23 protein-coding genes are annotated in these 25,048 nt (G+C 48.7%); 3 read left to right on the top strand and 20 right to left on the bottom strand.

What is annotated here, in order from left to right:
- Positions 1-455: 455 nt before the first annotated feature.
- The 5 genes from C162_RS02440 to C162_RS02420 form a co-directional block, all read right to left on the bottom strand.
- Positions 456-1,922, bottom strand: coding sequence for a glycoside hydrolase family 1 protein (locus C162_RS02440; RefSeq protein WP_076153813.1), 1,467 nt, complete (start codon positions 1,920-1,922; stop codon positions 456-458).
- A gap of 10 nt (positions 1,923-1,932) precedes the next feature.
- On the bottom strand, positions 1,933-2,772 hold the full coding sequence (licT, locus tag C162_RS02435) for a BglG family transcription antiterminator LicT (RefSeq protein WP_036690877.1): 840 nt from the start codon (positions 2,770-2,772) through the stop codon (positions 1,933-1,935).
- A 47-nt stretch (positions 2,773-2,819) separates the two neighbouring features.
- On the bottom strand, positions 2,820-4,712 hold the full coding sequence (locus C162_RS02430) for a beta-glucoside-specific PTS transporter subunit IIABC (protein WP_036690874.1): 1,893 nt from the start codon (positions 4,710-4,712) through the stop codon (positions 2,820-2,822).
- 212 nt (positions 4,713-4,924) lie between these two features.
- Positions 4,925-6,664: an ABC transporter ATP-binding protein gene (locus C162_RS34000; RefSeq protein WP_051493157.1), complete on the bottom strand. Its 1,740-nt coding sequence runs from the start codon at positions 6,662-6,664 to the stop codon at positions 4,925-4,927.
- 447 nt (positions 6,665-7,111) lie between these two features.
- Positions 7,112-8,686, bottom strand: coding sequence for a peptide ABC transporter substrate-binding protein (locus C162_RS02420; RefSeq protein WP_036690872.1), 1,575 nt, complete (start codon positions 8,684-8,686; stop codon positions 7,112-7,114).
- 242 nt (positions 8,687-8,928) lie between these two features.
- Here C162_RS02420 and C162_RS02415 point away from each other — a divergent pair, with 242 nt between their 5' ends.
- On the top strand, positions 8,929-9,564 hold the full coding sequence (locus C162_RS02415) for an FMN-dependent NADH-azoreductase (protein WP_036690869.1): 636 nt from the start codon (positions 8,929-8,931) through the stop codon (positions 9,562-9,564).
- A gap of 74 nt (positions 9,565-9,638) precedes the next feature.
- Here C162_RS02415 and C162_RS02410 read toward each other — a convergent pair whose 3' ends face one another.
- Entirely contained in the window at positions 9,639-10,547 is a 909-nt protein-coding gene (locus C162_RS02410) for a LysR family transcriptional regulator (RefSeq protein ID WP_036690867.1), read from the bottom strand.
- A 101-nt stretch (positions 10,548-10,648) separates the two neighbouring features.
- Between C162_RS02410 and C162_RS02405 the strand changes: the two genes are divergently transcribed.
- Entirely contained in the window at positions 10,649-11,530 is an 882-nt protein-coding gene (locus C162_RS02405; RefSeq protein ID WP_036690862.1) for an alpha/beta hydrolase, read from the top strand.
- A 9-nt stretch (positions 11,531-11,539) separates the two neighbouring features.
- On the opposite strand, the gene C162_RS02400 is transcribed toward C162_RS02405, so the two are convergent.
- From C162_RS02400 to C162_RS02370, 7 genes are all read right to left on the bottom strand, one after another.
- Positions 11,540-12,289: an ABC transporter permease gene (locus C162_RS02400; protein ID WP_036690861.1), complete on the bottom strand. Its 750-nt coding sequence runs from the start codon at positions 12,287-12,289 to the stop codon at positions 11,540-11,542.
- Positions 12,286-12,906, bottom strand: a complete 621-nt coding sequence (locus C162_RS02395) for an ABC transporter permease (RefSeq protein ID WP_235218330.1) — start codon at positions 12,904-12,906, stop codon at positions 12,286-12,288. The genes C162_RS02400 and C162_RS02395 overlap by 4 nt, the downstream gene beginning before the upstream one ends.
- Positions 12,907-13,031: 125 nt before the next feature.
- Complete coding sequence (locus tag C162_RS02390; protein WP_036690856.1) at positions 13,032-13,745, bottom strand: ABC transporter ATP-binding protein; 714 nt, start codon at positions 13,743-13,745, stop codon at positions 13,032-13,034.
- A gap of 91 nt (positions 13,746-13,836) precedes the next feature.
- Positions 13,837-14,847 carry a sensor histidine kinase gene (locus C162_RS02385; RefSeq protein ID WP_036690853.1) on the bottom strand — a complete coding sequence of 337 codons (1,011 nt, stop codon included), beginning with the start codon at positions 14,845-14,847 and terminating at the stop codon, positions 13,837-13,839.
- A complete protein-coding gene (locus tag C162_RS02380; protein WP_036690851.1) occupies positions 14,844-15,521 on the bottom strand; it encodes a response regulator transcription factor in 678 nt (225 codons plus the stop codon). The genes C162_RS02385 and C162_RS02380 overlap by 4 nt, the downstream gene beginning before the upstream one ends.
- A complete protein-coding gene (locus C162_RS02375; RefSeq protein WP_051493156.1) occupies positions 15,511-15,711 on the bottom strand; it encodes an aspartyl-phosphate phosphatase Spo0E family protein in 201 nt (66 codons plus the stop codon). Before C162_RS02375 ends, C162_RS02380 begins: the two co-directional genes overlap by 11 nt.
- Positions 15,712-15,968: 257 nt before the next feature.
- A complete protein-coding gene (locus C162_RS02370) occupies positions 15,969-17,378 on the bottom strand; it encodes a hypothetical protein (protein WP_051493155.1) in 1,410 nt (469 codons plus the stop codon).
- Positions 17,379-17,614: 236 nt separating this feature from the next.
- On the opposite strand from C162_RS02370, the gene C162_RS02365 reads away from it, so the two are divergent.
- A complete protein-coding gene (locus C162_RS02365; RefSeq protein WP_036690848.1) occupies positions 17,615-17,851 on the top strand; it encodes a helix-turn-helix transcriptional regulator in 237 nt (78 codons plus the stop codon).
- 322 nt (positions 17,852-18,173) lie between these two features.
- On the opposite strand, the gene C162_RS02355 is transcribed toward C162_RS02365, so the two are convergent.
- From C162_RS02355 to C162_RS02325, 7 genes are all read right to left on the bottom strand, one after another.
- Positions 18,174-18,926: a (S)-benzoin forming benzil reductase gene (locus C162_RS02355; RefSeq protein ID WP_036690842.1), complete on the bottom strand. Its 753-nt coding sequence runs from the start codon at positions 18,924-18,926 to the stop codon at positions 18,174-18,176.
- 20 nt (positions 18,927-18,946) lie between these two features.
- The gene (locus tag C162_RS02350; protein WP_268748790.1) at positions 18,947-19,507 is read right to left on the bottom strand and encodes a TetR/AcrR family transcriptional regulator; all 561 of its coding nucleotides are present in this window, start codon (positions 19,505-19,507) and stop codon (positions 18,947-18,949) included.
- Positions 19,508-19,685: 178 nt separating this feature from the next.
- A complete protein-coding gene (locus C162_RS02345) occupies positions 19,686-21,548 on the bottom strand; it encodes a beta-L-arabinofuranosidase domain-containing protein (protein ID WP_036690837.1) in 1,863 nt (620 codons plus the stop codon).
- Between the two features lie 123 nt (positions 21,549-21,671).
- The gene (locus tag C162_RS02340; protein ID WP_036690835.1) at positions 21,672-22,919 is read right to left on the bottom strand and encodes a hypothetical protein; all 1,248 of its coding nucleotides are present in this window, start codon (positions 22,917-22,919) and stop codon (positions 21,672-21,674) included.
- Positions 22,920-22,933: 14 nt separating this feature from the next.
- Positions 22,934-23,746: a hypothetical protein gene (locus tag C162_RS02335; protein WP_036690832.1), complete on the bottom strand. Its 813-nt coding sequence runs from the start codon at positions 23,744-23,746 to the stop codon at positions 22,934-22,936.
- On the bottom strand, positions 23,743-24,432 hold the full coding sequence (locus C162_RS02330; protein ID WP_036690830.1) for an ATP-binding cassette domain-containing protein: 690 nt from the start codon (positions 24,430-24,432) through the stop codon (positions 23,743-23,745). Before C162_RS02330 ends, C162_RS02335 begins: the two co-directional genes overlap by 4 nt.
- Positions 24,425-24,877 (bottom strand): GntR family transcriptional regulator, encoded by a 453-nt coding sequence (locus C162_RS02325; protein ID WP_063828970.1) that lies wholly within the window; start codon positions 24,875-24,877, stop codon positions 24,425-24,427. Before C162_RS02325 ends, C162_RS02330 begins: the two co-directional genes overlap by 8 nt.
- Positions 24,878-25,048 lie beyond the last annotated feature (171 nt).

Below are 25,048 nucleotides of genomic sequence, written 5' to 3'. Positions count from 1 at the left end.
TGACTGCTGTTGCTGTAGATAGCGAGCTTTCCTACGGAAAGCTTTCAGGCGGACGCTATAGCTCCTACAGCTCCAAAATTCCACCCGTTGCCGACTTTTACTCTTTCATTCCAGTAGGTGATTGTATTTCCTGCAATAGAAAAGGCTTAACTGCCTGTAATACAAGATTCTACTGTATTTCATACAGTAGAATCTTGTGTTATGGGTGAAAACGGGCCTTTGTTCAACATTCCATTGTACAGAATACAATAGATGCTGTTTCACAGCCTTTTTTACAGCATTCTATTGTACCAAATGCAGTCACTATTGTTCCAGCGCCTACATCAACATAACTTTCTTCCCGCTCATGGTTGAAGCTGTAAATTTCGACCCGGTCGCCCCAATACGCAGAAGAAGCCTGCTGACAGCAGGCTCCCCGGGTTAGATGTATAGAAAATTAATACGAAATAAGCAACTTACAGGCCATTATTCTGAATAACATCCTTATACCAATAAAAGCTGTCCTTCCGTCTGCGCTCCAGTGTGCCATTTCCGTCATTATCCTGATCCACATGGATCAGTCCATACCGCTTCTCCATCTCAGAGGAGGAGTAGCTGATCAGGTCAATGATTCCCCAGGCGGTATAGCCTATAACCTCTATCCCGTCCAGGATGGCTTCATGCATCTGTTCGATATGGGCGCGAAGGTATTCAATCCGGTAGGGGTCATGAATGGCACCGTCTTCCTCTACCTTATCGTAGGCACCTATTCCGTTCTCTACCACATACAGCGGAATCTGATACCGGTTGTACAGATTATTCATCGTCAGCCTTAGTCCGATCGGATCAATCTGCCAGCCCCATTCGCTAAGAGGGAGGTAAGGATTTTTGATGCCGCCCATCGTATTTCCGCTGACCTTCTCCAGACCTTCACTCTCCGCACTGGCCACGAAGGAATTGTAATAACTGAAGGAGATGAAATCTGCGGTATGATCGCGTAGCACCAGATCGTCCCCTTCGGCCTTCACAATGTCTATTCCCTTATCCTTGAAGAAGCGCTGAATATATCCCGGATAAGCCCCGCGAACCTGAACATCGGTGAAGAACAGGTTGAATTCATTATTCTTATGCGCCGCGAGCACATCCTGCGGATTACAGGTATGCGGGTAATGCAGCAGGCTTGTGAGCATACAGCCGATCTGTGCGCCTGGGATCATCTCATGACAATGCTTCACCGCAAGCGCGCTGGCCACAAATTGATGATGCAGCGCCTGATAGACTGCCTGCTCCACCTGCTCCGCTTCTCCGAACCGGTCTGGCACAATTCCCCCGTTCGTGAACGGATGGCGGACAATCCCGTCAATCTCATTGAAGGTAATCCAATACTTCACCTTGTCCTTGTAACGGTCAAAGACGGTGGTGCAGTAGCGCACGAAGAAATCGACCACCTCGCGGGAGGTCCAGCCGCCGTACTGGTTCACCAGATTCATAGGCATTTCATAATGCGACAGGGTTACCAGCGGCTCGATACCGCGCCCCAGCATTTCATCGAACAGCCGGTCATAGAATGCCAGGCCCGCCTCATTAGGCACTGTTTCATCACCATTTGGATAGATGCGTGTCCAGGCGATGGAGAGCCGCAAGGTCCGGAGGCCCATTTCCTGCATGTAGTCCAAATCCTCAGGGTACCGGTGATAGAAGTCTATGCCTCTTCTTTTGGGATAATCCTGGTCAGACTTGTCTTCCATGGCTTTCTTCAACTGCGCATCGCTTACCGCATTATGCTTTTTATAATCACCTTTGCCCAGGTTTCTCTTGTAAGTAGCCATGTCTGCCGTGGACAGCCCTTTGCCGTCTACGTCCCAGGCACCCTCTGCCTGATTGGCAGCGATGGCACCGCCCCATAAGAATCCGTCCGGAAAAATCCGCTGTGTACTCAATATGACCCCTCCACTATTCTTTTCTATTCATCACCCGGCTGATATGGATAATCAGATAGAGCATCTCCTCACTCGACATGAACCGGTGAAACCTGGCTCCAATGTAGGTATTAATGGATGATACACACTTTCCTTCTTCCGGGTATTTATTAGATATCTGGTCAAGCAGCTCGCTGTCTTGCGATTCAAGCATCTTGTTCTCGATCAGGCGCTGCACAAAAAACTGCAGATGAGTCAAAAAACGTGAATAGTTAATGCTCATCGTGTCAAAATCAACACCGTAATGGATTTTGATAATATTCAAAATATCGTTAACCGTCTTGGTCATCATCAGCACCTGGCTCATGTTGTCCTCGGTCTGCTGGGCATTCACCAGATGAAAGGCGATGTTCGCTGCTTCCTCTTCCGGCAGAGAGATTCCGATCTTGTCCCTGATCATCTCCAGCGCCTGCAGCCCGATCTGATATTCACGCGGGTAGAACTTCTGAACCTCCCACCGCATCCGGTTCTGGATCGTTATATTGGACTTGAAGCGTTTGGTTGCCATATATAAGTGATCGGTCAGAGATACATAGAGGTTCTCGCTAAGATGCCTGGATAGAACGCCTTTTGCATACGATATGATCTCATCGGCCAGAATCAGGTATTCCTTGGGGGTCTCGCGCATTAAGGCGGTCATATCGGAAGCCATGTCCTTGTTCTCGACGATGTAGACCTTCTCGATCTCGTGCTCATTAACGGTATCCCCCGGCTTGCTTTTGAAGCCGATTCCCTTCCCCATCACGATGACTTCCTTGCCATCCTCGCGGTCGGCCAGAACTATGTTTACATTGAGAATTTTCACTACTCTCATCGACCTATACCTCACGTTCTCCAGGGCATCTTAGACCCGATAATGTCTTATAAAACGGTAATTAACGGCATCTCCGGTCCGATCTTCGCGCTGTATTCATGTCCGAGAATCTCCAGGTAATCCGGAGTATTGGTGACGATCACTGGCGTAGTCATATCGAATCCGGCTTCCTCAATCGCCTGCATATCGAATTCAATAAGTAGTTGTCCATGCTTGATCGTATCACCTTCCTGCACCACAACATTGAAGTGCTTCCCCTTAAGCTTGACGGTATCCAGCCCCACATGAATGAGGATTTCTACTCCCTCCACCGATTTCAGACCAATGGAATGCTTCGTTCTGAATACAGTCTCTACGGTTCCGTCGAACGGGGCTACAACCTCGCCCTTGCTTGGCTTAATAGCCATCCCTTTGCCCATCGCCTCCTGTGCGAAGGCTTCATCCTTAACCTCTCTCAAAGGAATGGCTTCTCCCTCAATCGGTGCGAAGATAACCATCCGGGATTGTGGTCTTCCGGGTTCCTGCGGAGCTGTTGGTACATCGGCGGATTTCGTTACGGCAGCTGCTGGCTGCTGTCCGTCTGTGTCCTCTTTGAACCCGATGAAGTACACCGCAATTGGTGTAACGACCAGGGAGATCCCCAGCGTAATCAGGGCGTACATGAAGTTGTTCTTTTCTCCGATAAACATCGGCAGTGAAGCGATACCCGGACCCACAGCAGCGTAAGCCTTCAGATTGACGATCCCGGCGAACAGTCCGGCCGAACCGGCCCCGATCATACAGGCGACCATGGTTCTTTTCAGCTTAAGATGTATTCCGTATAATGCCGGCTCTGAGATCCCGAACAATCCGGAGATCCCTGCTGGTAAAGCGATCTGCTTCAGCTTCTTATCCTTAGCCAGGAACCATACCGCCAAAGCACCTGCGCCTTGTGCAATATTGGAGGAGAGCATGGCACTGTGAATCAGTGTTTCATAACCTGGCGACACCATAGCGGCAAAAATGACCGGGTAGAAGACTTTGTGCATTCCGAACATGACAATGAACGGGAGAATGACCGATAATATCACAACCGTCAGCCAGCCGAACTTCCCTTGAATCCAGAACAGCCCGTCGGACAAGCCTTGACCCAAGTAATTTCCAAGTGGTCCTAATACCACTAATGCAAGTGGAGCCATCACCAGAATGATAATCATGGGCTTCAGGAAGATCTTGACGGGTCCCGGCGATACCTTCTCGGCAAACCGTTCCACATAAGACATCAGCCAGACTGTCAGGATAATCGGAATGACGCTTGAAGCATACGAGACATTCGGCACCGGCAGTCCGGCGAACTGGACAGGCACTTCACCTGCCAGCAAGGCGATTAATTTAGGATGCAAGAGCACTCCGGCCAGAGTAACCGAGATGTACGGGTTGGTTTTGAACTTCTGGGAGCTGGAGAAGGCCAGCAGCACCGGCAAGAAGTAGAATGCGGCGTCTGCAATGAAGCTGAGCAGCAGGTAGAGCTGGCTCTCCTTGGTCAGCAGGTTCAGCGAGGTGCTGAGCAGCAGCAATGCCTTCAGCATCCCTGAGGCGGCAATCGCCGGAATGATCGGCTGGAAAATCCCGGTGATGATTCCCGCGAAGCTGTCGAACAGTCCTTTGAAGCTCAGGTCTCTTTTCTTCGGTTCCTCCTGGGCTGGCTTCTTCTTCGTATCTAGTAGTTTAATCAATTCATTGTACACATAACCGACATCGTTACCAACAATCACCTGGTATTGGCCGCCGCTGTATACGGCTCCCATGATGCCGTCTATAGATTTGATTTCATCGGTTTTGGCTTCTTTCGGATGCTTAAGATTCATACGCAGACGGGTAGAACAGTGAATGACTTCATTGATATTATCATTCCCGCCCACTTTGTCGAAAATAGTCTTCGCGGTTTGTTTGTAGTCCATGCTGAACACCTCACATTAGGAAATAGGAGCATAAAAAAAGGCCCAAATCGGGTAGGAATATCAAGCATTCCCACCCAATTCAAGCCTTGCCTGCCGAACAGTAACACGCTGTAATTGGATGATATGAAATTAATTTTTTGTTTTTCCGGAAATAAAAAATCAATTAACCGTTTACATTGCCACTTTAACATGTCGGGATGAAAAAGACAACACTAAATTTTCTGCTTCTCCACCATCTTGTAATACATTCCCTGTTGTGCCAGTAATTCAACCGGACTGCCCTGCTCTGCAATACGGCCCTTATCGACGACCAGGATCACATCTGCATTCTTGACAGTGGACAGCCGGTGTGCGATCACCAGGATCGTCTGCTTCCCCTTTAGGCTCAGCAAGGTATCGTTCAGGTCACTCTCCGTTAAGGCGTCCAGGGCAGAGGTGTATTCATCCAGCATGAGAATCCGGGGTTCACTCATGAATGCCCGTGCTAATAGAATCCGCTGGACCTCGCCGCCGGAGAGATTGTCTCCATGGTTCTCTACCTGCTTGTCATACCCTTCTGGCATGGCTTGTACGAATGAATTCACATGGGCAAGGTTAACAGCAGCATTGAATTTGCGCCATGTCTCTTCGTTCATGTCTTCCTTTTGCAGAGGATAAATGATGTTGTCCAGAATGGACTTATTCCATAACACTCCCTTCTGCGGGGAATAGCCAACATATCGTCTTAGTTCATGTATGTCCAGTTCTCGGATCGAGACCCCGTCCAGGCAGATCTCCCCTTCATCCGGCTCAATAAACCTGTGGATCAGCTCGAATATCGTAGATTTCCCTGAGCCGCTTAATCCAACAATCCCCACGAAGGCTCCGGGCTGAATGTCCAAAGTAAAGCCGGTGATCCCAAAAGAATCTGCCGGAGCATACCGGTACGAGACATTCCTCATCTGCAGGAGGGGGACACGGTGATAGTCGGGAGCTGTAGCTCCCGATGAAATTTTCTCCAGTTCAAGGATATCATTCAGGTTATTAATAATGACCGTCATGCGGCTCCTATCGATGTTCAGCGTAAACAGCGATTTGAATATGCTATACAGCCTTGGAAGAATTACAATGAAGGCCAGCAATGTGCCTGGTGAGATGTGCCCTTTCAGTATCAGGAACAGACTATAGCCGTAAATGATGCCTGTAATGATGGAAATGACCGTATCCGCGACCAGGTTTAACACCACATGATGAAATAGCCTGGACTGCCGGGATATCTTCCACGCCTCGTCATTCCACTCCCTCCAGCGCTTTTGCTCAACCTGATGTCCGTTACATCTGTGGACCGCCTTCAGATTCGTGAACAAATCATTCAAATAATTGATGCCCTTATCCAAAATACCATGATACTGCTTATCCAGGCGCTCCGTCTTGCTCCTGAAGCGCTTGAAGCCGTACATACATAGAGGAAATGAGAATATGGCCGCGAGTGTAAGCTCGGCACTCATTGAGAACATGATCCACAGGGTAGCGATCAGTAGAATAGCATTCGAGACCATAGACATCAGGGTGTCTACCACGAAAATTTCACACAGCATCCCCACCTGCAAGGTGATCCGGTTAATGATTTCCCCCTTGCCAATGCTGTCCACGTTTCTTGGCCGGGTCTGGAGTACGTCAGAGAACAGCCGCAGGCGCAGATTCTTGGATAAATGGTTGCCAAGCTCATTATTGTAATACGAGGTGACGCTGTTCAAGGCGGCGTAAATAACGGGAATTAGAATTAGCAAAAGCATATAGAATGCAGCCGTACCGATCTGCTTGTCTGGCAGGATGTCGTCGAACAGGTCTTTGAACAGGCGTGGCTGAAGAGTCGAGACAAATGCGGCTAAAATATTGAAGAGTAGGATCATAACAAGAATTCCCTTACTATTAGACAATATCTCCTTAATCAATACCCGGGTCGGATTCATAAGCCTGCAAAACCTCCTTCAAAGAGCAGAGCTTATGTAATCATAACGGATCGGGAAAATGAAATTAACCCGTCTAATAATAGGTGAATACCTGTCAGATTATAGGATTATCAAAACGGAACAAAATTACCCTGCGGATGAAGGGTGCGGGTGCCTTCTCTCACCGGCCGCTTGTAAGGAGCAGCATTGTTGCACTTTTGGCAGGATTCCTACCGAAAAGGTTACGGGTTACGCTACATTGTTGCATTATTTGCACAAATTTCAGTATTTAGAGCACGTTAGTGCTGGATTTGTTGCATTTTGTGCAGGATTTCAGCATAGACCGCTTCTACGTGGCAGGATTGTTGCACTTTTTGCAGGATTTCCTAAACAACCAAATAGGCCAGCGTCCGCTAGGAATCGCTGGCTTCTGACTAACAATATGAATGATTATGAATGATTGCAGAATTACTTCCAATACCCCCGGCTGAAGGCGATGGAACCGTCATAATCGATGTACACACCGGCAATCAGGGGATTGCGCAGAATATCGGCCACATAGTTATGCGACGGAAGCATGACCGCTTCACTCATCAGCAGCTTCTCTGCCTTGGCATACAGCTGAACCCGCTTCGCGGAGTCGAAGGTCTGCTCAGCCTGCTTAATGAATTCATCATACCGCTTATTCGACCAGCCGGAGTCGTTGTCGGCGCTATCCGTCCGGAAGTAATTCAGGAACGCCGCCGGATCGTTGTAATCTGCGGACCAGCCTGCACGGGCTACCTGGAAGCTGCCGCTTTGCCGGCTGGCCAGGACAGCCTGCCAGCTCTGCACCTTAATGGTGGTGGTTACGCCGAGCTTATCATTCCATTGCTTGACGAGCCTTTTCACCAATGCAGCATGGTCGTCCCCCTCATTGACAAGGACCGTGAATGGCGGCATCTTACTCAGTCCCTCTTGCCCCAGTCCTTTGGCCAGCAGCTCCTTGGCTTTACTCAGATTCTCCCTATAGTAAGCTGCATCGCTAACCTCTGTACGGTACTGTGCTCTGGAGCCAAAGATAGGCGAGGGTACGAATCCGTAAGCGGGTATGGCCATTCGCAGAGCTTTCCGGTCCACGGCCAGGGATAGCGCCTTGCGGATATTGATGTTGCTAAAGGGCTTCTGCCCCAGATTGAACTGATAATAGTAGGTGGAGGCATAAGGTGCTTGCAAGTAGTAATTCTCTGCTACTGTATCCTTGTATTTATAATCCATCATGGTATTGCCGCCGCCCGCCCAATCTACCTGTCCGTTGACAAAGGCTGCTGTCGCATTCTCCGAATTCAGGCCCAGCGGAGACAGCAGATCAACCTCGCTCAGACGGATGGACGCAGCATCGTAATAATGAGGATTTTTAATCAGCTTGATCTCCATGTTGCTCTGTGCATGCAACTGAAAAGGTCCATTGGAGATGCTTGCCGCTTCCTTTGCCTCCTGCGACACCGGATAATATTCGGGCTCCGCCAGAAGTGTAGGGAAATAAGCGTATTTTCCCTTGAGTGTAACCTGGAGGGTATCGTCATTGATGGCCTTCACCCCAACCTTGGCAAAATCCTTCAGCTTGCCGGTATGATAGCTCTCTGCCCCGGCCACATAGTACATTCTGAATATATTCCCTGCCTTCAGTCCCGGTGTAAGCGCCTTCTTCCAGGCAAACGCGAAATCGGCGGCCGTCAACTTCTTGCCGTTGCTCCATTTGGCATTCGAACGCAGCTTGAAGGTGTAAGTCTTGCCGTCTGCACCTATCGTCCAGGATTGGGCTAAACCGGGAATCGGCTTGCCATTCTTGTCCAGCCGTACCAGACCTTCGTATAATGCCTTGATAACGGTTGTCTTGTCCCGGTCTAAGCCCTCAATGCTGGCCGGGTCCAGCAGAACCGGCAGTTCATCCATACCAATGCGCAGCACCTGCTTCTCTGCCGCCACAGCTACACCACTGCCAGGCACACTCCCTAGCACAGTTAGCAGAATAACGAGCGTGGCTAACCAAACTTTTCTCATCTGAATTTCCCCTTAGCTATGTAATGTCACTCCCTCCCATATTAGCATATCGGGTAAATTATACTATGTGAACATTACCAGTCAGCTGCGCATAAGCGGAATGTGTTCCTTCGAATGAATGTGCTGCTTTAAGGTGAAAATATAATTTCGTATTGACAAATGTACGACATGTAACTAATATAATGACATGTAACAAACATGGTTACAAGACAAAAACTACATTACAAAGGATGGTACTAATTATGGCTAAAGTATTATATATCACCGCTCACCCGCATGATGAAACACAGTCCTACAGCATGGCTGTCGGCAACTCGTTCATTGAATCCTACAAGCAAGCACATCCGCAGGACGAAGTCGTGGCTGTTGATTTGTATAAAGAGCATATCCCTCATATTGATGCAGATATATTCAGCGGATGGGGAAAACTCCGTTCAGGTACAGAATTCAGCCAATTGTCTACAGAGGAACAGGCCAAAGTAACGCGTCTAGCTGAATTGTCTGATCAATTTATTCAGGCAGATAAATATGTATTTGTAACGCCTTTCTGGAACTTCTCCTACCCGCCTGTCATGAAAGCTTATATTGATGCAGTCTCGGTGGCCGGGAAATCGTTCCAATATACGGAACAAGGGCCTGTAGGGCTGTTGACAGACAAAAAAGCATTGCACATTCAGGCACGCGGCGGGTTCTACTCTGAATCACCAACAGCAGAGCTTGAAATGGGCCATCGTCATCTTGAGGTCATAATGAATTTCTTCGGCGTCCCTTCCTTTGAAGGCCTGTTCGTTGAAGGTCATAATCAAGTTCCGGCTGAGGCGCAAGAGATTAAAGAAGCTGCCATCCGCCGTGCACAAGATCTTGCCCAAACCTTCTAAGGATATGAATGGAGAACAAAGAAAAACTCTGATCTGCATGTATGCAGTCAGAGTTTTTTTTGGAATGCAGGATGTCAAGGAGCAGGCAAACCAGGGTCCACAAAACCTATTAGCTTAGCTGTGAATTCTTCAACTCTCGCTGGAACCGGTTCCCCGGCCCGGGTGATTCTTCCCAGAATGGCCTGATCCAGCGTAAGCTGCTGTAACGGAATAGTAACCAAGTGTTCATGGTAGACTGAAGATAAAGCATTCACTATAAAGTCCGGGGCGATGGTAATCGCGTTCGCTTTAACGACCATTTGGCATAAAGCATCTGTATTGTTGGTTACCAGCGCAATGCGGTTCGACGCATGTGCAGACATCAGATGGCGGGCGATCTTCCCGATATGCTCATCCTTGTAGAGTACAAACACTTCATTCTTCAAATCCTCCGGGGTGATAGTTGAATAGTAGCGCAAGGGAGAACCGGCATTCACGATTAACACAGCAGTACCTTCTACAAGGGGCAGCCATTCAAAAACAGCATTCTGCTGGGCGCGGCTGTATGAGAGTATCCCCATATTCGCCTCCCCCTCCTGCACATGCTTCATGACGCTTTCAGTATCCCCTTCGATCATCTGCACCTTCAGGAACGGAGACTTGATCATCAGCTCCAGCGTGGCCTGAACCACCTGGTGAACCAGGCCGGGAATGGTCGATATGGTGATTCTCTCTACATGTTCTTCTTTTAGACCGGATAATTCGGTGTGCATCGATTCAATATTTTTAAGGATAGCTGCCGCATGCTGCAGGATGAGCACACCTTCTTTGGTGGGGGCAACTCCCTTTTTGGTGCGGTGAAAAATAACGGTATCCATCTCATCCTCGAGTTGCTTAATGGACTGGCTGATGGTCGGCACTGTCAGATGATGCACGCTGGCCGCTTTGGTAAATGAGCCCAGACTTGCCGCCGACATCAAATATTGCAGCTGTGAAATGTTCATGTGATCGGTCCTATCCTTAATTTATTGTTTAGATAACTAAAATATATTTAAATATATTTTATCATAATCATCTTGTATCCTAAAGGAAGGAGGTCGATAACATGCGAAGCATACGAAGCTTCTTGGTAGAACGGCTGCTGTTCCTGAATAAAAAGAAAATTAATGCCGGGGAGTACATGGAGCAGCGCCGAGTGATAAACAGTCAACCCTATGAATTGCCCGTGAAGCTCCAGTCCAAATATAAGATCAGCCAGGACAACCGTTTTCCGGTAGACACCTATATCCTGAAATCCGCTTCCCAGGCGGACGCCAAGCAGATTCTCTTTATCCATGGCGGAGGATATGTTGAACAGCCGTTGGTATGGCACTGGCATTTTTTGCACAAGGTAACCCGGCAGTTAAATTGCACAGTGTATGTACCGGTATATCCGAAGGCTCCGAACTATCAGGTGATGGATGCAGTCCAGAGTGTTCTGAGTGTCTATAAGCATCTGCTGGAGAACGGGAAGCCTGAGCATATCGTGATTATGGGCGATTCCGCCGGCGGCGGGCTGTCCCTGGCCTTCGCTCAATATCTGTCTGAACAAGGCTTGCCGCAGCCGGGCAACATCATTCTGTTGTCTCCATGGCTTGACATTACTCTAAGCAATCCCGAAATCGCAGATATGCTGGACGCAGAACCCATGCTGGACTGGGAAACGTTAGTTGAAGCGGGGAAAAGCTACGCAGGGGATCTTCCGGGGACACACTATCTGGTTAGTCCCATCTATGGAAAACTTACGAATCTGGCAACCATTACGCTATTCATCGGTACCCATGAATTCTTCCTGCCGGATGCCCGGAAATTCAGAGAGCTGGCCTCCCTGAATTCCGTTAACATCCATTATTACGAGTATCCGAAGATGAATCATGTGTTCCCGGTGTTCCCTATTCCTGAAGCCAAGAAAGCCTTGAAGCAAATTGTAGACATCATCCAAAGATGAGTTCTAAACCTAAGCATCCCGCTTACGGTGTAACACAACCGCTGCTGTTATGAAGAGCAGTGTCCATAATATGGATATTCCTGTCCCTTGCATTCGTGTAAGGACATTGTGGGGATCGGTGGAAGGCGGCGCATACATGTGATAACCAGCTACATCTGGAAGATAGTCAGGCAGATACGCTCCGGCCAATGGACTAATAATGAAATAATAACCAAGCAGGATCACCAGGGCGGGAGCAGTTCTTCGCAAAATAGCGCCTGCCGCTGCACCCAGCAGAGCGGTTAAGGTTAAATAGCCCGTGGCCCCTGCCAAGCTCGCGGCCATTAGATCTGGCTCAATGCCTGCGGAAGTGTCTCTGAGCATCGTTAAGGCATACAGTACACCAGATCCGGCCATAAGAAACGCCGCAGGCACCGCGATCATGGCCAATGCCAGATGCTTCACGGACAATTGCAGCCCGCGCCAGGGGAGTGCAGTGAGCGTCATCCTTATCTGTCCTCCTTTGTACTCTGAAGCTGTGGCTGTTATTCCAAGCATCATGAAGCCTGCTTGAAGATACCGCATGGAGGCCAGTCCTGCATTCAGCATCGTATACGTTCCACCTCCTTCCTGCAGAGCCACAGAAGTATAAGCCGCAGTCACCACGCACTGAGCAACGAATGTCCCTGCCAGAATGAGCCATACCGCGGGCAGGGTGACTAACTTCCCCCATTCTGCACCAAGTATTCTTGTGAACTTCCTGCCAGCCGGGATATTCATGCACCAACATCCCTTCTATGGAAGACAATCGCTGCGATGGCGAGAAGAACGGCTACCCAGGCCAGCATCACCAGCCCGCCTGCGAGCGGGGTGTGAAAGGCATCGCTCATAGACATGAACATATCGATGCCCGCCCTGTCCGGTAAGTAATAGGCCAGCTTTGTCACTTTGGCGAGCAGGACACTGAAGGATACCAGCGATGAATTAATCATAAGCACTGTGAGCGGGATCATGCCGTTCTTCGTCAGAACCGTGAAGCTGAAGGCGATCAGCGCAGTGAACACCCAGTAACCCATGGCTCCGGCCAGTCTCGTCCACTCCATGGCAGGGGCGAATTCTCCGAGAATCAGGCGCGTTACTGGTACAATAGCCGCTATAGCCATGATACACAGCAGGAGGGTGACTACGCTCACTGCTGCTGCTTTTGCAAGGAGCACATGAAGCCGGGAGGATACCGCCGTTAAGCTTATTATGATCTGCTGCCCGTGTCCGGCCTCGCTGCTCTCTGCCGCATACTCACTGCTGACCGCCAGCACCCCCAGAAGAATGACGCCTTGTACCCCGAAGCCTAAGCCAAGAAACCCCACTTCCGGCAGCCGGGTGCTAATACCTGCCAAGATATCCTCCTTCTGAGCGATACAGTCCAGAGCGGCAAAGGCCGCAGGTCCCAAGACTCCTATAAGGCAGGCCAGCCATACGCCTGGAAGGGAGAATAACTTGGATAATTCCGTATGAACGGCCCTCATCGCAGTTCACCCGCTTGTCCCGAGGTCAGGGCGAAGAAGGCCTGCTCCAGTGTGGAGTGGCTGCCGGTCACCTCTTCGAGTGTGCCATCCGCAACGATTCTCCCCTGCTTAATGATCACCACATCGTCAACCGTCTCGGCCAGCTCGCCCATAAGATGACTGGAGAGCAGCACCGTATTCCCGGCCTCTGCACGTTGCCGCAGAAATGTCCGAATCCAGCGGATGCCTTCCGGGTCGAGTCCGTTCACAGGTTCATCCAGAATCAGTATCTCCGGGTCTGCAAGCAGCGCTGCGGCAATCCCCAGTCTTCTTCCCATCCCGAGAGAATACCGCTTGACTCTAGTGCCTGCTGCCTTGGTAAGACCAACGATATCCAGCACCTCTTCGACACGTGAGCGGGGCAGGCCGGCAGCGCAAGCGATCCAGCGCAGGTGTGCGCGTCCTGTCCGCATCGGATGGGCTCCAGATCCATCCAGTGCAGCACCTACGGTTCGCAGCGGATGCTGTAATTCAGCAAAGGGCTTGCCATGAATCAAGGCACTGCCGGAGGTGGCATGATCCAGTCCGAGCAGGATACGGAGTGTAGAGCTTTTGCCAGCCCCGTTCGGCCCTAGGAATCCCGTGACTCTTCCAGGTCTGGCTTCGAAGGTGATCCCGGATAGAATTACCTCCTTGCCGCGGCGTTTGACTAAGTTATTGATGGTAAGCAACCATAACACATCCTTTCGTTATGGTGCTAAGTATACAGATGCAAGGTTACATCCCGGTGTGCAGACCGTTTACTTCCGGGTTAACTTCAGGTTACATTCTGCCAATGACTACCCTCGTCCCCTGCCCGCTGGAGTTGAATTCAGCCTTCAGGTTCATTGTATTCAGCATGTATTCTACGGTCGACAGCCCTATTCCCGCCCCGCCGCCGTATGCGGAATGATCCATCCCTAAGCCTCTGTCAGCGACAAGAATCCATTCCTGCTGTACATCCACGGCGATGAAAGCATATTTCCCGTCCGCTGCATGGCGGATGATATTCTGAAACAGATTATCCAGCACCCGGGTCATCCATTGGGGATCTGCTGTCCAGTGGAAGGTCTCTTCTGCGGGTAGATCAACATCAACCTGAATGTCATGTTCTTCAAAAACCGGATACCACGCAGCAACCGAGGCTCTTACCAGGCGCCCCATGTCTGTGGGTGCAGGCACGAAGGGATATTTTCCTGAAGTAAGCAGGGTATACGAGAGCAATTCATCCATCAGCTCGCCGGTACGAGTAATGGTCTGATTGATCTCGGCTAAGGAATTCTGTCCTTCTGGACTCATGGGCTCTTTGTTCAACCTGGTGACATGTCCCCGCATAATGGTCAGCGGCGTCCGCAGGTCATGGGACATGTTGGCAATGAGCCGTTGCCGCAGCCCGGCCTCTTCCTGCTCGCGCCTGCGGCTGTCTTCCAGCTGCCGGATCATCCGGTTGAAGGAACCGCCCAACTGGTCTATTTCATCCATGCGGTCCTTTTGAATCAGGACAGGCTCAGGCCGCGAATCCGCAGCAGCGGGAGTAGCGGACATAGCTTCCTGTAAGCGGGTCAGACGTTTGCGGAGTTTCCAGAAGAACAGCCAGGATAGAACAACGAACGCCACAATAATACCAGTGAACATAAGTATTGTAATGTAAAACAGGTTCAGCGTATTGAACCTTGCTTCTGGCCCGGATGTTCCGAAGAACGATGATAAGACGATCAGCGTGAGGGGCGGAAGAAGGATGAACAGAAAGTGCAGCTTCAGAAAATGCCGGAACAAGGAGCGGGGCTGCTTCATAGCTTCACCCGGTAGCCGATTCCCTTCAGCGTCTCAATAATCTCCGGGGTCTCCGGGTCACGCTCCAGCTTCTGCCGAAGCCGGTGGAGATGTACCAGTAAGGTCTTGTCGCCAGGGATATAGGCTTCCTCCCAGACGGCTTCATAGAGCTGTTCCTTCGGCAGAACCTGATTCGGATGGCGCAGGAAATACATCAGGATCTGATGCTGCTTCCCTGTCAATATAATCTCTTCTCCTGTGCGCTTGTCATAGAGGGTCTGGAGCTTCAAATCGACTTCAATATGAGTGCCCAGTGTAATACGGTCCGGGGAGGCTCCGCCGCTCCGGCGGATTAATACCTCCAGCCTAGCCACCAATTCATCGGTATGGAAGGGCTTCGTGACATAGTCATCTGCGAATTGTAAGCCCTCTACCTTATCGTCAACGGAGGTTCGGGCGGTCAACAGCAGTACAGGAACGGCGGGTGCCGCCTTTTTTAACCTTTTGCCTATAGTGAATCCATCTAAGCCCGGTAGCATGATATCCAGAATAACGACATCAACCAGCGTGACCTCAGCCTCGGCTCCTTCACCGGACAGCAGCCACTGTACCGAATATCCGCGCCGCTCCAGCTCCTCTTTGACCCAAGTGCCGATTTGCTCATTATCTTCAATATAAAGTATGCTAGTTCTCAAGTGATTTCCTGCTCTCTATTAATCTCTGCGGCTCTCCATTCATATTATACTGATTAATCAATTCATCCAATACCATGGATTGCTTAAGGACCGCAGGATGCTGAAGATCATGATGTTTCTCTGCCAGGATGTGAAGCCGGTTCCGGGCGCGTTCAATCCGGACTTGCACGAGCATGTCTCTACTCACCATAGAATCCTCCCTTTATGCTATCTTAGGGTTTTATGACAGATAATAGGATATCTATTTGATTGCACAGATAACCCCACGAAGTGAGGCTTTAGCTTGATGTTCAATCAGATACTTTGCGGGGACCCCGGAACATATAAAAAAGGCGCCCCCGAGATATCAGGAGCACCCTTGTATATTTTCGCGAAACTGATTAAGTCCCCCAGCCATGCCCCATCGTAGTCACCAAGGTTAACGTCGTTGAAATAACAATTGAAACACTACAGAGCGTCAAGAAGAATAAGATCTTTTTTCGCATGGAGCTGATACACCTCACTTGATAGATTTTTGAATCTTTCCTGCAGTTCCTGATCTGCGAAATCCCTATATTCCTCAAAAAGTGTCATACAAGCAATCATATTTTGGCTGCTATTCATGGCAATGGATATTTCCAAGCCTTTCAGCACAGTGTTCAATGCCTGCTCCTTACTCTTGTTGTGATTGAAAAGATAGATTGCCAGCTCGATGAGGAATTGCGCATAGCTCTCTTGCAGAATGGCCTGTTTGTAATCGCCTAACTCTGTCTTGTTGGATTCATAGGTTATGTATGGCGCGAACCGCTCTAAGATGCTGTCCACATTAAGCTTAAATACATTCGCCGCTTGAACGATATAACGCACTGCCACAAATATTTCATTCTCTTGAAGCGCTATATAGTCTGCATACTCATGTATGACATCCAATTCTCCGGACATTAACCGGTACAGATAGGTGTTCGCAACGGCCCATTCTGTAAATTGTGTAATGATCTGCCGGGATTGTTCATCGCTCTCCTGTACCCAGCGCTCGGGATTTGCATATAGCTGTACAAAAGATAAGGCCCGCTCGTAATCGCCGCACGCTTCGCTGGCTGTAGCTCTGGCTAAGTATGCATACAGGATATAATAGTAGAAAGGACGCTCCGGACGCTTCAACCCTTCTTCTATGGTGTCTGACCGGCGGTTTTCCAGTTCATTTTGAACGGATGCAATCCGGTGCATTTCCTTAGCGAGTTCGTCCACTCTCTTCCACTTGTGTACCAGACCATAAATATGCATAAGCTGTTTCATTGCATCGAGCTGATCGGCTGCGTCTAAGCGGTTTACATACAACTCAAATTGTGCAGCTGCGCGTAATTTCTCTTCCAGATCGTGCTGTTCTTCTATTTCAATCCGAAATATCCGGTACTGGCATAACGCTAACCGTTCGGAATGCTGATACTTCTCGGCTTCGCTCACACCCCGATACAGGATCCTTGCAGCTTGGTGTTTATTGTCCCTATTCAAAAGTTCAGCGAATTCAAACAGTAAAGAGGCATAAGACAAATCCTCCAGCAGACGGTTCACAACCTGTTCAAGGCAATCCAGACGATCTAATTCAGCTGAGCGAAAAATAAAGGGCCGTATCCGCCGCATGGAGACTACAAAAGAAAAGCATTCCTCGATGTAGTCTTCAAAAAAATAGTCCTCCGGCAGCTTCATTCCAGCAGTAATCGCAGCAAGCTGTGCCATGGAGATTGGATGTTTACCTTTTAAGATCCGGCTGAGCGTACCTGAATTGAGACCCGATAACTCTGCAAAATGGGAATGTATCATTTGATTTCTGTTCATATATGTGAGCAGTTCTTCCCGGATAGAATTTACCGATCCCAAACCAACATACCTCCTTCCATATAATAGGATTAAAAGCATACGTATAGCTGATACTAAGGTTGAATCAAACGGCGGTCAATATAAAGGGATATTTTACTATTTAACCCGTTTACATCTATTATTATATCCTTAAAAAAAGTTTACGCAATATATTTCGTGTATTATAAAACGTTAAATTAACGGGTCTCCTCCCCTATCATAAAAACATACCGAAAAGTTGAGGGAGATATTGCATTTTGAGGATAAAGGATGCACGTAAAGCCGCAGGATATACCCAAGAATCCATCGTACATCAGATTAATGACACCATGAAATGCACCTTGCGCAACTACCAGAATATTGAATACGGTGTGGTCCTCCCAAACGTTACATTGGCGCTTCTAATCAGTCATTTGTGTGGCATTGATCCCCGTGAAGTAGATGAATGGAAATACTCTAATCAGCGTGCAGATGCGCAAAAAAATGGCAATTGAATTTCCATGGCAGTCTGCAAAAAACCACCGGATAAGGGATAGCCCTTCAACGGTGGTTTTTCTTTACCTTTTATCAATACAACGCATTAATCCTTATAAATTCTCCTGTAGCTGTTTTAAACTGCATTGCCGGAACTCAAATTCCAGGCTGAGACCATGCTTACTTCGGAAGCTGGCTTGACAGTCAAGTATAAGCTCCTGAAGCGTCCGTCCGCGATTCTCCGGGATTTCCATATACCCGCCGGATCGCATGAAATCGTCAAGCTGGCTGAAGCTGCTTACTTTTCTGGAGGGACTGATGCTCATCACCTCTCTCTCAACATTAATCAATGGTTTCAATAATAACATTCTTTCCGAACTCTTCACTGACAAGAATCTCAATTAATTTAGATGCTGTATATTCCGGCGATTGCAGTCTCCCTTCCTCAGATAGCTGAATGAATTCATTAACATAGGGGAACAGATCAGCGGGAACGGACCGTATTTCTGATTGCAAGCTTGTGTCGATCATACCGGGATACACTGCTGCTGCTTTTACCGGATAGGTAGCCAGCTTCTGTTCTATGTCTATACATTTGGTAAAAGAGTCTAAACCCGCTTTCGCAGTACTGTAGGCGCTTTGTGAGGGTAGTATGTACTTTGCAGAAGCTGAGGAAATATTCAGGATTCTTTTATCCACATTCATATGCTTAGTAAGCCGTAAAAAGTTGGAGGTAATCACCATCGGTGCTAACAGATTCAAGTGGAGGTTCTCTATGATTTGCTCTGTCTCTAACTGATCAATCGGGCTTACAGGAGTCAGTATGGCGGCATTATTGATCAGATAGACGGCTTCATCGTTTGAACGAAGCTCAATTCGGCTGAATATTTCTTCACAAAGCTGCTCGATACCACGGATATCCGTTAAATCATAATTGAAATAATCCAGGTGACAATCCAGTTCCTTCGCACGCGCCAGGAGTCCTTCGTTAGCCGTTCTGGATATGCATATCAGATGATGGGCCGGGTTGATTAATTGATTAGCGAGGGATTCGCCGATTCCTCTGGATGTTCCTGTAATAATAATATGTTTCAAGTGTATCTGCCCCCTGTAAGTTACTGGTTATCTTCACGAAGAATTATTTTTCGGACAGCCTCTTCCCAAATCATCTGATACTCGAGGTCCAGCTTCATCATCTTACATCTGGATAAATTATCTATAAGCAGGGCAAGTATGGCTGCGTTAACCCCGATGGTTAAAGAAGCAATAAGACCCAATTCAGCGCCCTTCGCCAGAAGTTGCTCAAAACCGGTTACAAAATCTTGTTGGATGCTCAGGAATGGAGCTCTAAATTGTTCATCCCGCTCAGCCAGCATCGCAAACTCACTGAGCACCCTTAAAGTGGAACGATATTCTTCTTCGCCGCTAGGCAGCATGTTTAAACCACCGTTGATTAGGATTTCTGCAAAATTGTCTTTATTGGCGGATTCGGTGTCAAAGTACGCCGTAAAATGATGGTCCCGGAAAATATGCTCAAAGGTCCGGCTGATCAGCTCTTCTTTCGTCGCAAAATGATAATAAATAGAGGATTTGGTGATTCCCACTTTTTTGGAAATCAAGCCCAAACTCGTTTTCTCTATGCCACACTCAGCAAAAAGCTCAAATGCGGCCTGGATGATGTAACCGGATGTAATCTCTTTTTTCTTGATAACGCTCAGGCTCCCTTCGATTGAATTAATGTCATTATAAGGAATAGCCTAATGACCTGTCAATAATTTAACGACCGATCGTTTAAAAAAATATATTTGCGCATAAAATAACCACCTGCAAGGATGCAGGTGGCCGTTCTAACCTCTATTCGTTTCGCACCGGGAAATACACCTGATAAGGCTCATACCCGATATCACGGATTCTTCTCAGTTGAATACCTGGATCCTGACGGGTGGTCTTGAAGAAGTAACGCCAGCTTCCCCACTCCCGCTCGTTCTCCATGATAATCTCACCGGCTGCATCGGCTAACGGAGTGTATAGAATCCGCTCATTCTCCGTAATACCGGCCAGCACTTCCGGGCCATAGCGGAACGCGCCGGTCTGCTCATCGTCGGGCAGAGGAATGAAGCGGATGCCTACGGGAAGAATGATGCTGATCCGGTCGCTGTCCTGCCAGTTCCGCAGTATTGTATAGAAGGCGGAGTGATCCGCAGACTTCCCGTGCAGCTCGCCGTTCACATAGATCACAGCTTCTGACATGATCCAGTCTGGAATCCGCAGATGGACGGCAAACTCGCTGGCAGAGCCGGTATGAACGGTGAAGTCATATTTTCTGTAATCCGGCATGTTCTCATGAAGTGCAGTAATCTCATTCAATTCCTGCTGTCCTGCCGTGTTCGAGGAGTTCAGCATGCTTCCGCTCATATGGTCCTGGGATTGCTGAATCCGCACGCTCTCTCCGTGGATCTCGGTGGTCAGCTCCGAACGGAAATACTGGCAGACATAGATATCGTTCTGCTCCTGATAATAAATGCCTCTGTTCAGTGCCGCATTGGCCTGGACCATTGTTCCGTGACAGCAGAAGAAACTATCCGTCTCCGTACTCCAATCCTTGCGCAGCCCGGCCTTCATCGGCAGGAAGTAGGTGAGCAGCCCAGTTGCGGGGTCGCTGTGCTTATTGCCGGTCAGATGATATTCCTGGTAATAGGCCTGTGCCATAATCCCGTTGTACATATTATATTCAATATACTGCGCGTAGGCCGGATTCGAGGTGTGCCGGAAAAGGAATTCGGCCAGACGGATCATATTATATACCGTACAATGCTCCTGGTTCTTATCTCCGAGACGGGCCTTGATCTTCATCTTTGGCATCCACACTTCACCCGCTGTGTTGCCGCCTGTGGCCAGCATTCCGCGTTCAGTTACAGCACATTTCCAGTAAGCCGTGACAATATCCATCCAGCGCTGTTCGCCGGTGACCTCGTAAGCTCTGGCGCAGCCAAGTACCTCGGGTATGGTTGTGTTGGCGTGCATGTTAGTTAGCGGATCTTTATTTTCGAGTAACGGACGGAACAATCTGCTGCGGTAATACCTTTCCAGCAAAATATTGTATTTATCGTTCCCGGTAAGCTCCAGCAGATCGGCCCAAGCCTCCAGCATACCGCCTGTCTCCATATCCAGAATGTCATCGAACTTCTCCCTGGTGAAGGTACTGCTCCAATCGACGAACCAGTCGGCGAATCGGTCCGCGATGTCAAGCGCCTTCTGGCTCCCGGTGAAATGATGCATATCGACAAGACCCATAAATAACTTATGAATATTATATTGCGGTGCCCAGATTGCCTTGCCTTGTGCCACCCAGTGCAGATATTTCTCGGGAATCGGCGCGGCCCATTGTCCTCCGTTGTCCTTCTGGCATTCAGCCAGCTCGTCCAGGATAAGGTCGGCCTTCACCTTGATTTCCAGATCCCCGGTCTCATGATACCGGATCGCTGCCGCAGACAGCCAGTGTCCCAGGAAATGTCCGCGGATCTGGCAGACCGGCGTCTCCCAGCCCCCATGTGCATCTTCCGGGATATCCCTGCCGTCATATCTTCCAGCTTCCACCTTATAGTTAAAAAGGAGATTGTCATTCGTCAGTTTCATCAGATAGCGGCGGTTGGCCTCTTCTCTGCGTTTCAAATCATGATCTTGAAGAATGACCTGTTTGCCCTTCAGTTCTCTCATTGCTGCAGCCCCTTAATGGAATGACATTGATTGCACAATGAAATTATAAAGAAGCCTGCGTCTTAATCCAATGATGGATACGAATATAAAGTTGATTCATACTGCTGAGTAGCCAGTGAACGATCATCTTGTGATATACATGTTCAAAAACGATACCTCATCCAGTTGATCAGCTGGTCTTCCGTTCGCTTTAACGATTGCTGGCGTGCCCTTGTAGAGAATATGGCCGTCAGCAGCATCGGCAACTGCCGCGATAGGCATGTTCTTATTCTTAAAATAGTCACCAGTCTGCAGCAGCAGATAAACCTGGCCATTCGCCACCTGTGCTTGACTGATCCTCCCTTTGGCTATTTGACTAGCCTCAATAGTCACTTGGGAATGAGCGAGGTTGGAGGACAGGTCATAGCGGTCTACGGTTACTGCCTTATCCGAGATATGCAAGGTGGTGAATATGTCTCCCTCCAGGACACGGGTTGTCGAAGTAACCGGTTCGTTTCTTAGGGGCCCCGTTACGGGCGGCAACTCCTTAAGGTCTTCAGAAGCGTAGCGATACTCAAATGTTTTTTCAGTAAATATTGTGACTTCGTTTGTTGAGACTGCTTTGCCAGACTGGCCCTCACTCTGCTCTGTCACCACAAACAACACCCGGGAGTTAGCTACAGTCGGCTTTGCTTCGGGTATACTTCTTATTCGCAGCTCCTGCCCGGTACCGGATGGTGCGCCTAATGGCAGTTCGACACTGCGAACGGGCTCTCCCCTCCCGATGTCAAACACCTTATCAATGACCTCATTGTTACGGTTTTCTCTGCTGACTTCGGTGAGGACATGCACTTCAGATCCGATTTTCTGTACATCTATCACATTAGCGTAGAATGCAGAGCTGGGCTGTTGATCCGTGTAACGGGTTTGCTCACCGGTTGTCAAATCCAGTGAATCTATACTCCAACGAATATTCCCCTCATGAAGCGAATCTTTCGGTGTAGCATAACTAGCATTAGCAAAAATGAGTACGTCTTGATCTGAGTAAAAGCCATAAACATCCGACTTCCTTCTCATGAACCCCGAATGATCTTCATACAGCGCGTTTAGATCGGAATAAATATGTTCGAGCGGCCCTTTGTCTCTCATCCATTGATCGCTGAACGTTCGCTCGATTCTCTTGCTGCCTGATATTGACACCTCAATGGGATACGAGCCTTTGCCACCGATATAACTACCCGACAACGTTAACTTGGCTGCTATGGACGGGTCTCCTTCTATGGTCTGCAGCCGATATTCCGGCAGGCGCAATTCAGCTCCAAACGCATAATAGGTGCCAAGCGAAACTACTATCAACAAAATAAGCGCACACGTGATCGCATAACGTTTCATAAGTCATTCCCTCCTTACACAGTGATCTTCTTGGAGACTAGCCTGAAGCCCAGCGCAAGAGTTATGCCTAGCGCAGCAAGGTATACCACCAAACGAATGGCTGTGATCTCTCGCGGATAGAAAGAACTGTACGCATTAAGATGTACTGCGAACCCGATGACAGTCCCGCAGGCGGCAACATATAAGATAGCATAAACAACACCTGTCCAGCGGTAGCTTCGTTCTAACAAGATTGCCGTAAAGATAACGCAGACAGCTAGAATGCCGACACCATAATAGACAACAAATTGCATTCCATCCTGTGGTAGTAAGATTTGATTAAACACCAGGTTCGAAGCGACGGCTTCGGCAAACAAGGACGAGATGCGATATTCAGAGGGAACCATCCAGTTGAACAATTGGCGTTCTAACAGAAGGAGCAGCACCTGAAAAGCAACTAAGGCAAAAACGAACAGAAAGATAGCAGTAGCTTTGGCTATATATATGTTCCATCTTGCCGTCGGCAGGGTAAACACCCGGTAGGCAAATTTATCACGGCCGATCCAGTCACGGTACCAAATCAGAAAGACGTACAGGCCCAATACCGTTATGCTGATCAAAATGGGGATGGTGAACAAGAACTGTGAATCCCCTATGATATCAGCAAATGAAAAGTTGCGCGGTGTTTGATTCTCCAAACGGGCTGCCTCTATCCAGTGGTTAACTCTTATCTGTGCAGCATGCACAAGTCCGATGATTTGAATGACTGCCGTCAAGCTCATTAAGCCGAAAAGCACATACTGGAAGCGCTGGACTTCCAAATGGACAAGCTTAAGAAATCTGATCATGCGAGGTACACCTCTTTCATGACGTCTACGACGGATTTGTTCTCCTCGATGCGGAGCTGTTCGCACTCAAAGCTGCGGGCAACAGTCCCGTCACGCAGCAGCACCGCTTTGTCGATGAGATGCTCGATCTCTCCAACCTCGTGAGTGGTCAGCAGAACACCGCGGCTGCCGACCATTTCGCTGGAGAACACTTCCGCAATCCTCTCACGGCTGATCAAATCAATTCCGGAGAAGGGCTCGTCCATGATTACATAGTCAGAGTCTTGAGCCAAGCCGAGCACCAGATTGAACTTGGCTGCTGTTCCCTTCGACAATCGGCGGATACGCTCCTGGAAATCCAGGTCAAAGAAGCGCATGAGTTCGTCCGCTCTATCCTTGTTCCAGCTGCAATAAAAGTCTTCCATGAACCGGAGAGCGTCAGCTAGCTTCATGGAAGCCGGAATAGACAGATGATCAGGGATATAGGAGACCCGCTCATAGGTATTCCGGTTAAGCGGTTTACCCTCAATCCGAATGGACCCTCCATGAATCGGCGTCAGTCCCATAATCGCTTTGAGTATAGTAGATTTGCCTACACCGTTAAGCCCGATCAGGCAAGTGATCTGTCCCATTTCAGCAGTGAACGTGACATCCTTTAGCACCTTTTTATAAGCGTATCTTTGGCTGACATGTTCAAGTTCAATCATCGCTGTTTCCTCCTTGCTCACTGCCGAGGGGCTCTCCCATTGGCTGCTCTATTTTTACTTGAGCTTTCTCATATTTTCGTTGAACCACATCCAGGACCTCATCTAACGGAACGTCAATACTGCTGATGGAAGCGACAAACGCCTCAACGGCTGTACTGAGCAGCTCCGACCGAATCTGTCTCAACACCTTAAGCTCCATAGTGATGCGGCTTGGGGAGTTGCCTTCCGTTACAATCAACCGCTGATCCTCCATTTCTTTGTAAGCTCTCTGCGCAGTATTTGGATTAATCTTTAGCAGGGCAGCCAGCTCTCGCCTAGACGGTATGGTCTGGCCAGACTGGAGAACGCCGGTTACGATCTTCTCCTTAAACAGGCGAACGACTTGAAGATATACAGGATCACGACTATTGAAGGGGATTGCGGCCCATTCGTTGACTTTGCTCACAAGCGACACCCTCTTATCTTCACATGTGTGTGTACTAAGTGGTGCATACACTACAAGATGTATTATGTGGTTAATACACTCGTTTGTCAATCGGTTGTGGTTCAAAAAAAACCGTTGAATCTTTTCAGATCAACGGTTTCCCCAAAACTCAATTTTTGCCCTATACCTTTT

The sequence above is a fragment of the Paenibacillus sp. FSL R7-269 genome (assembly GCF_000517865.1).
Classification (GTDB): domain Bacteria; phylum Bacillota; class Bacilli; order Paenibacillales; family Paenibacillaceae; genus Paenibacillus_AQ.
The sequence above is the reverse complement of the archived record's forward strand: the minus strand, read 5'-3'. Positions and strand labels throughout refer to the sequence as shown.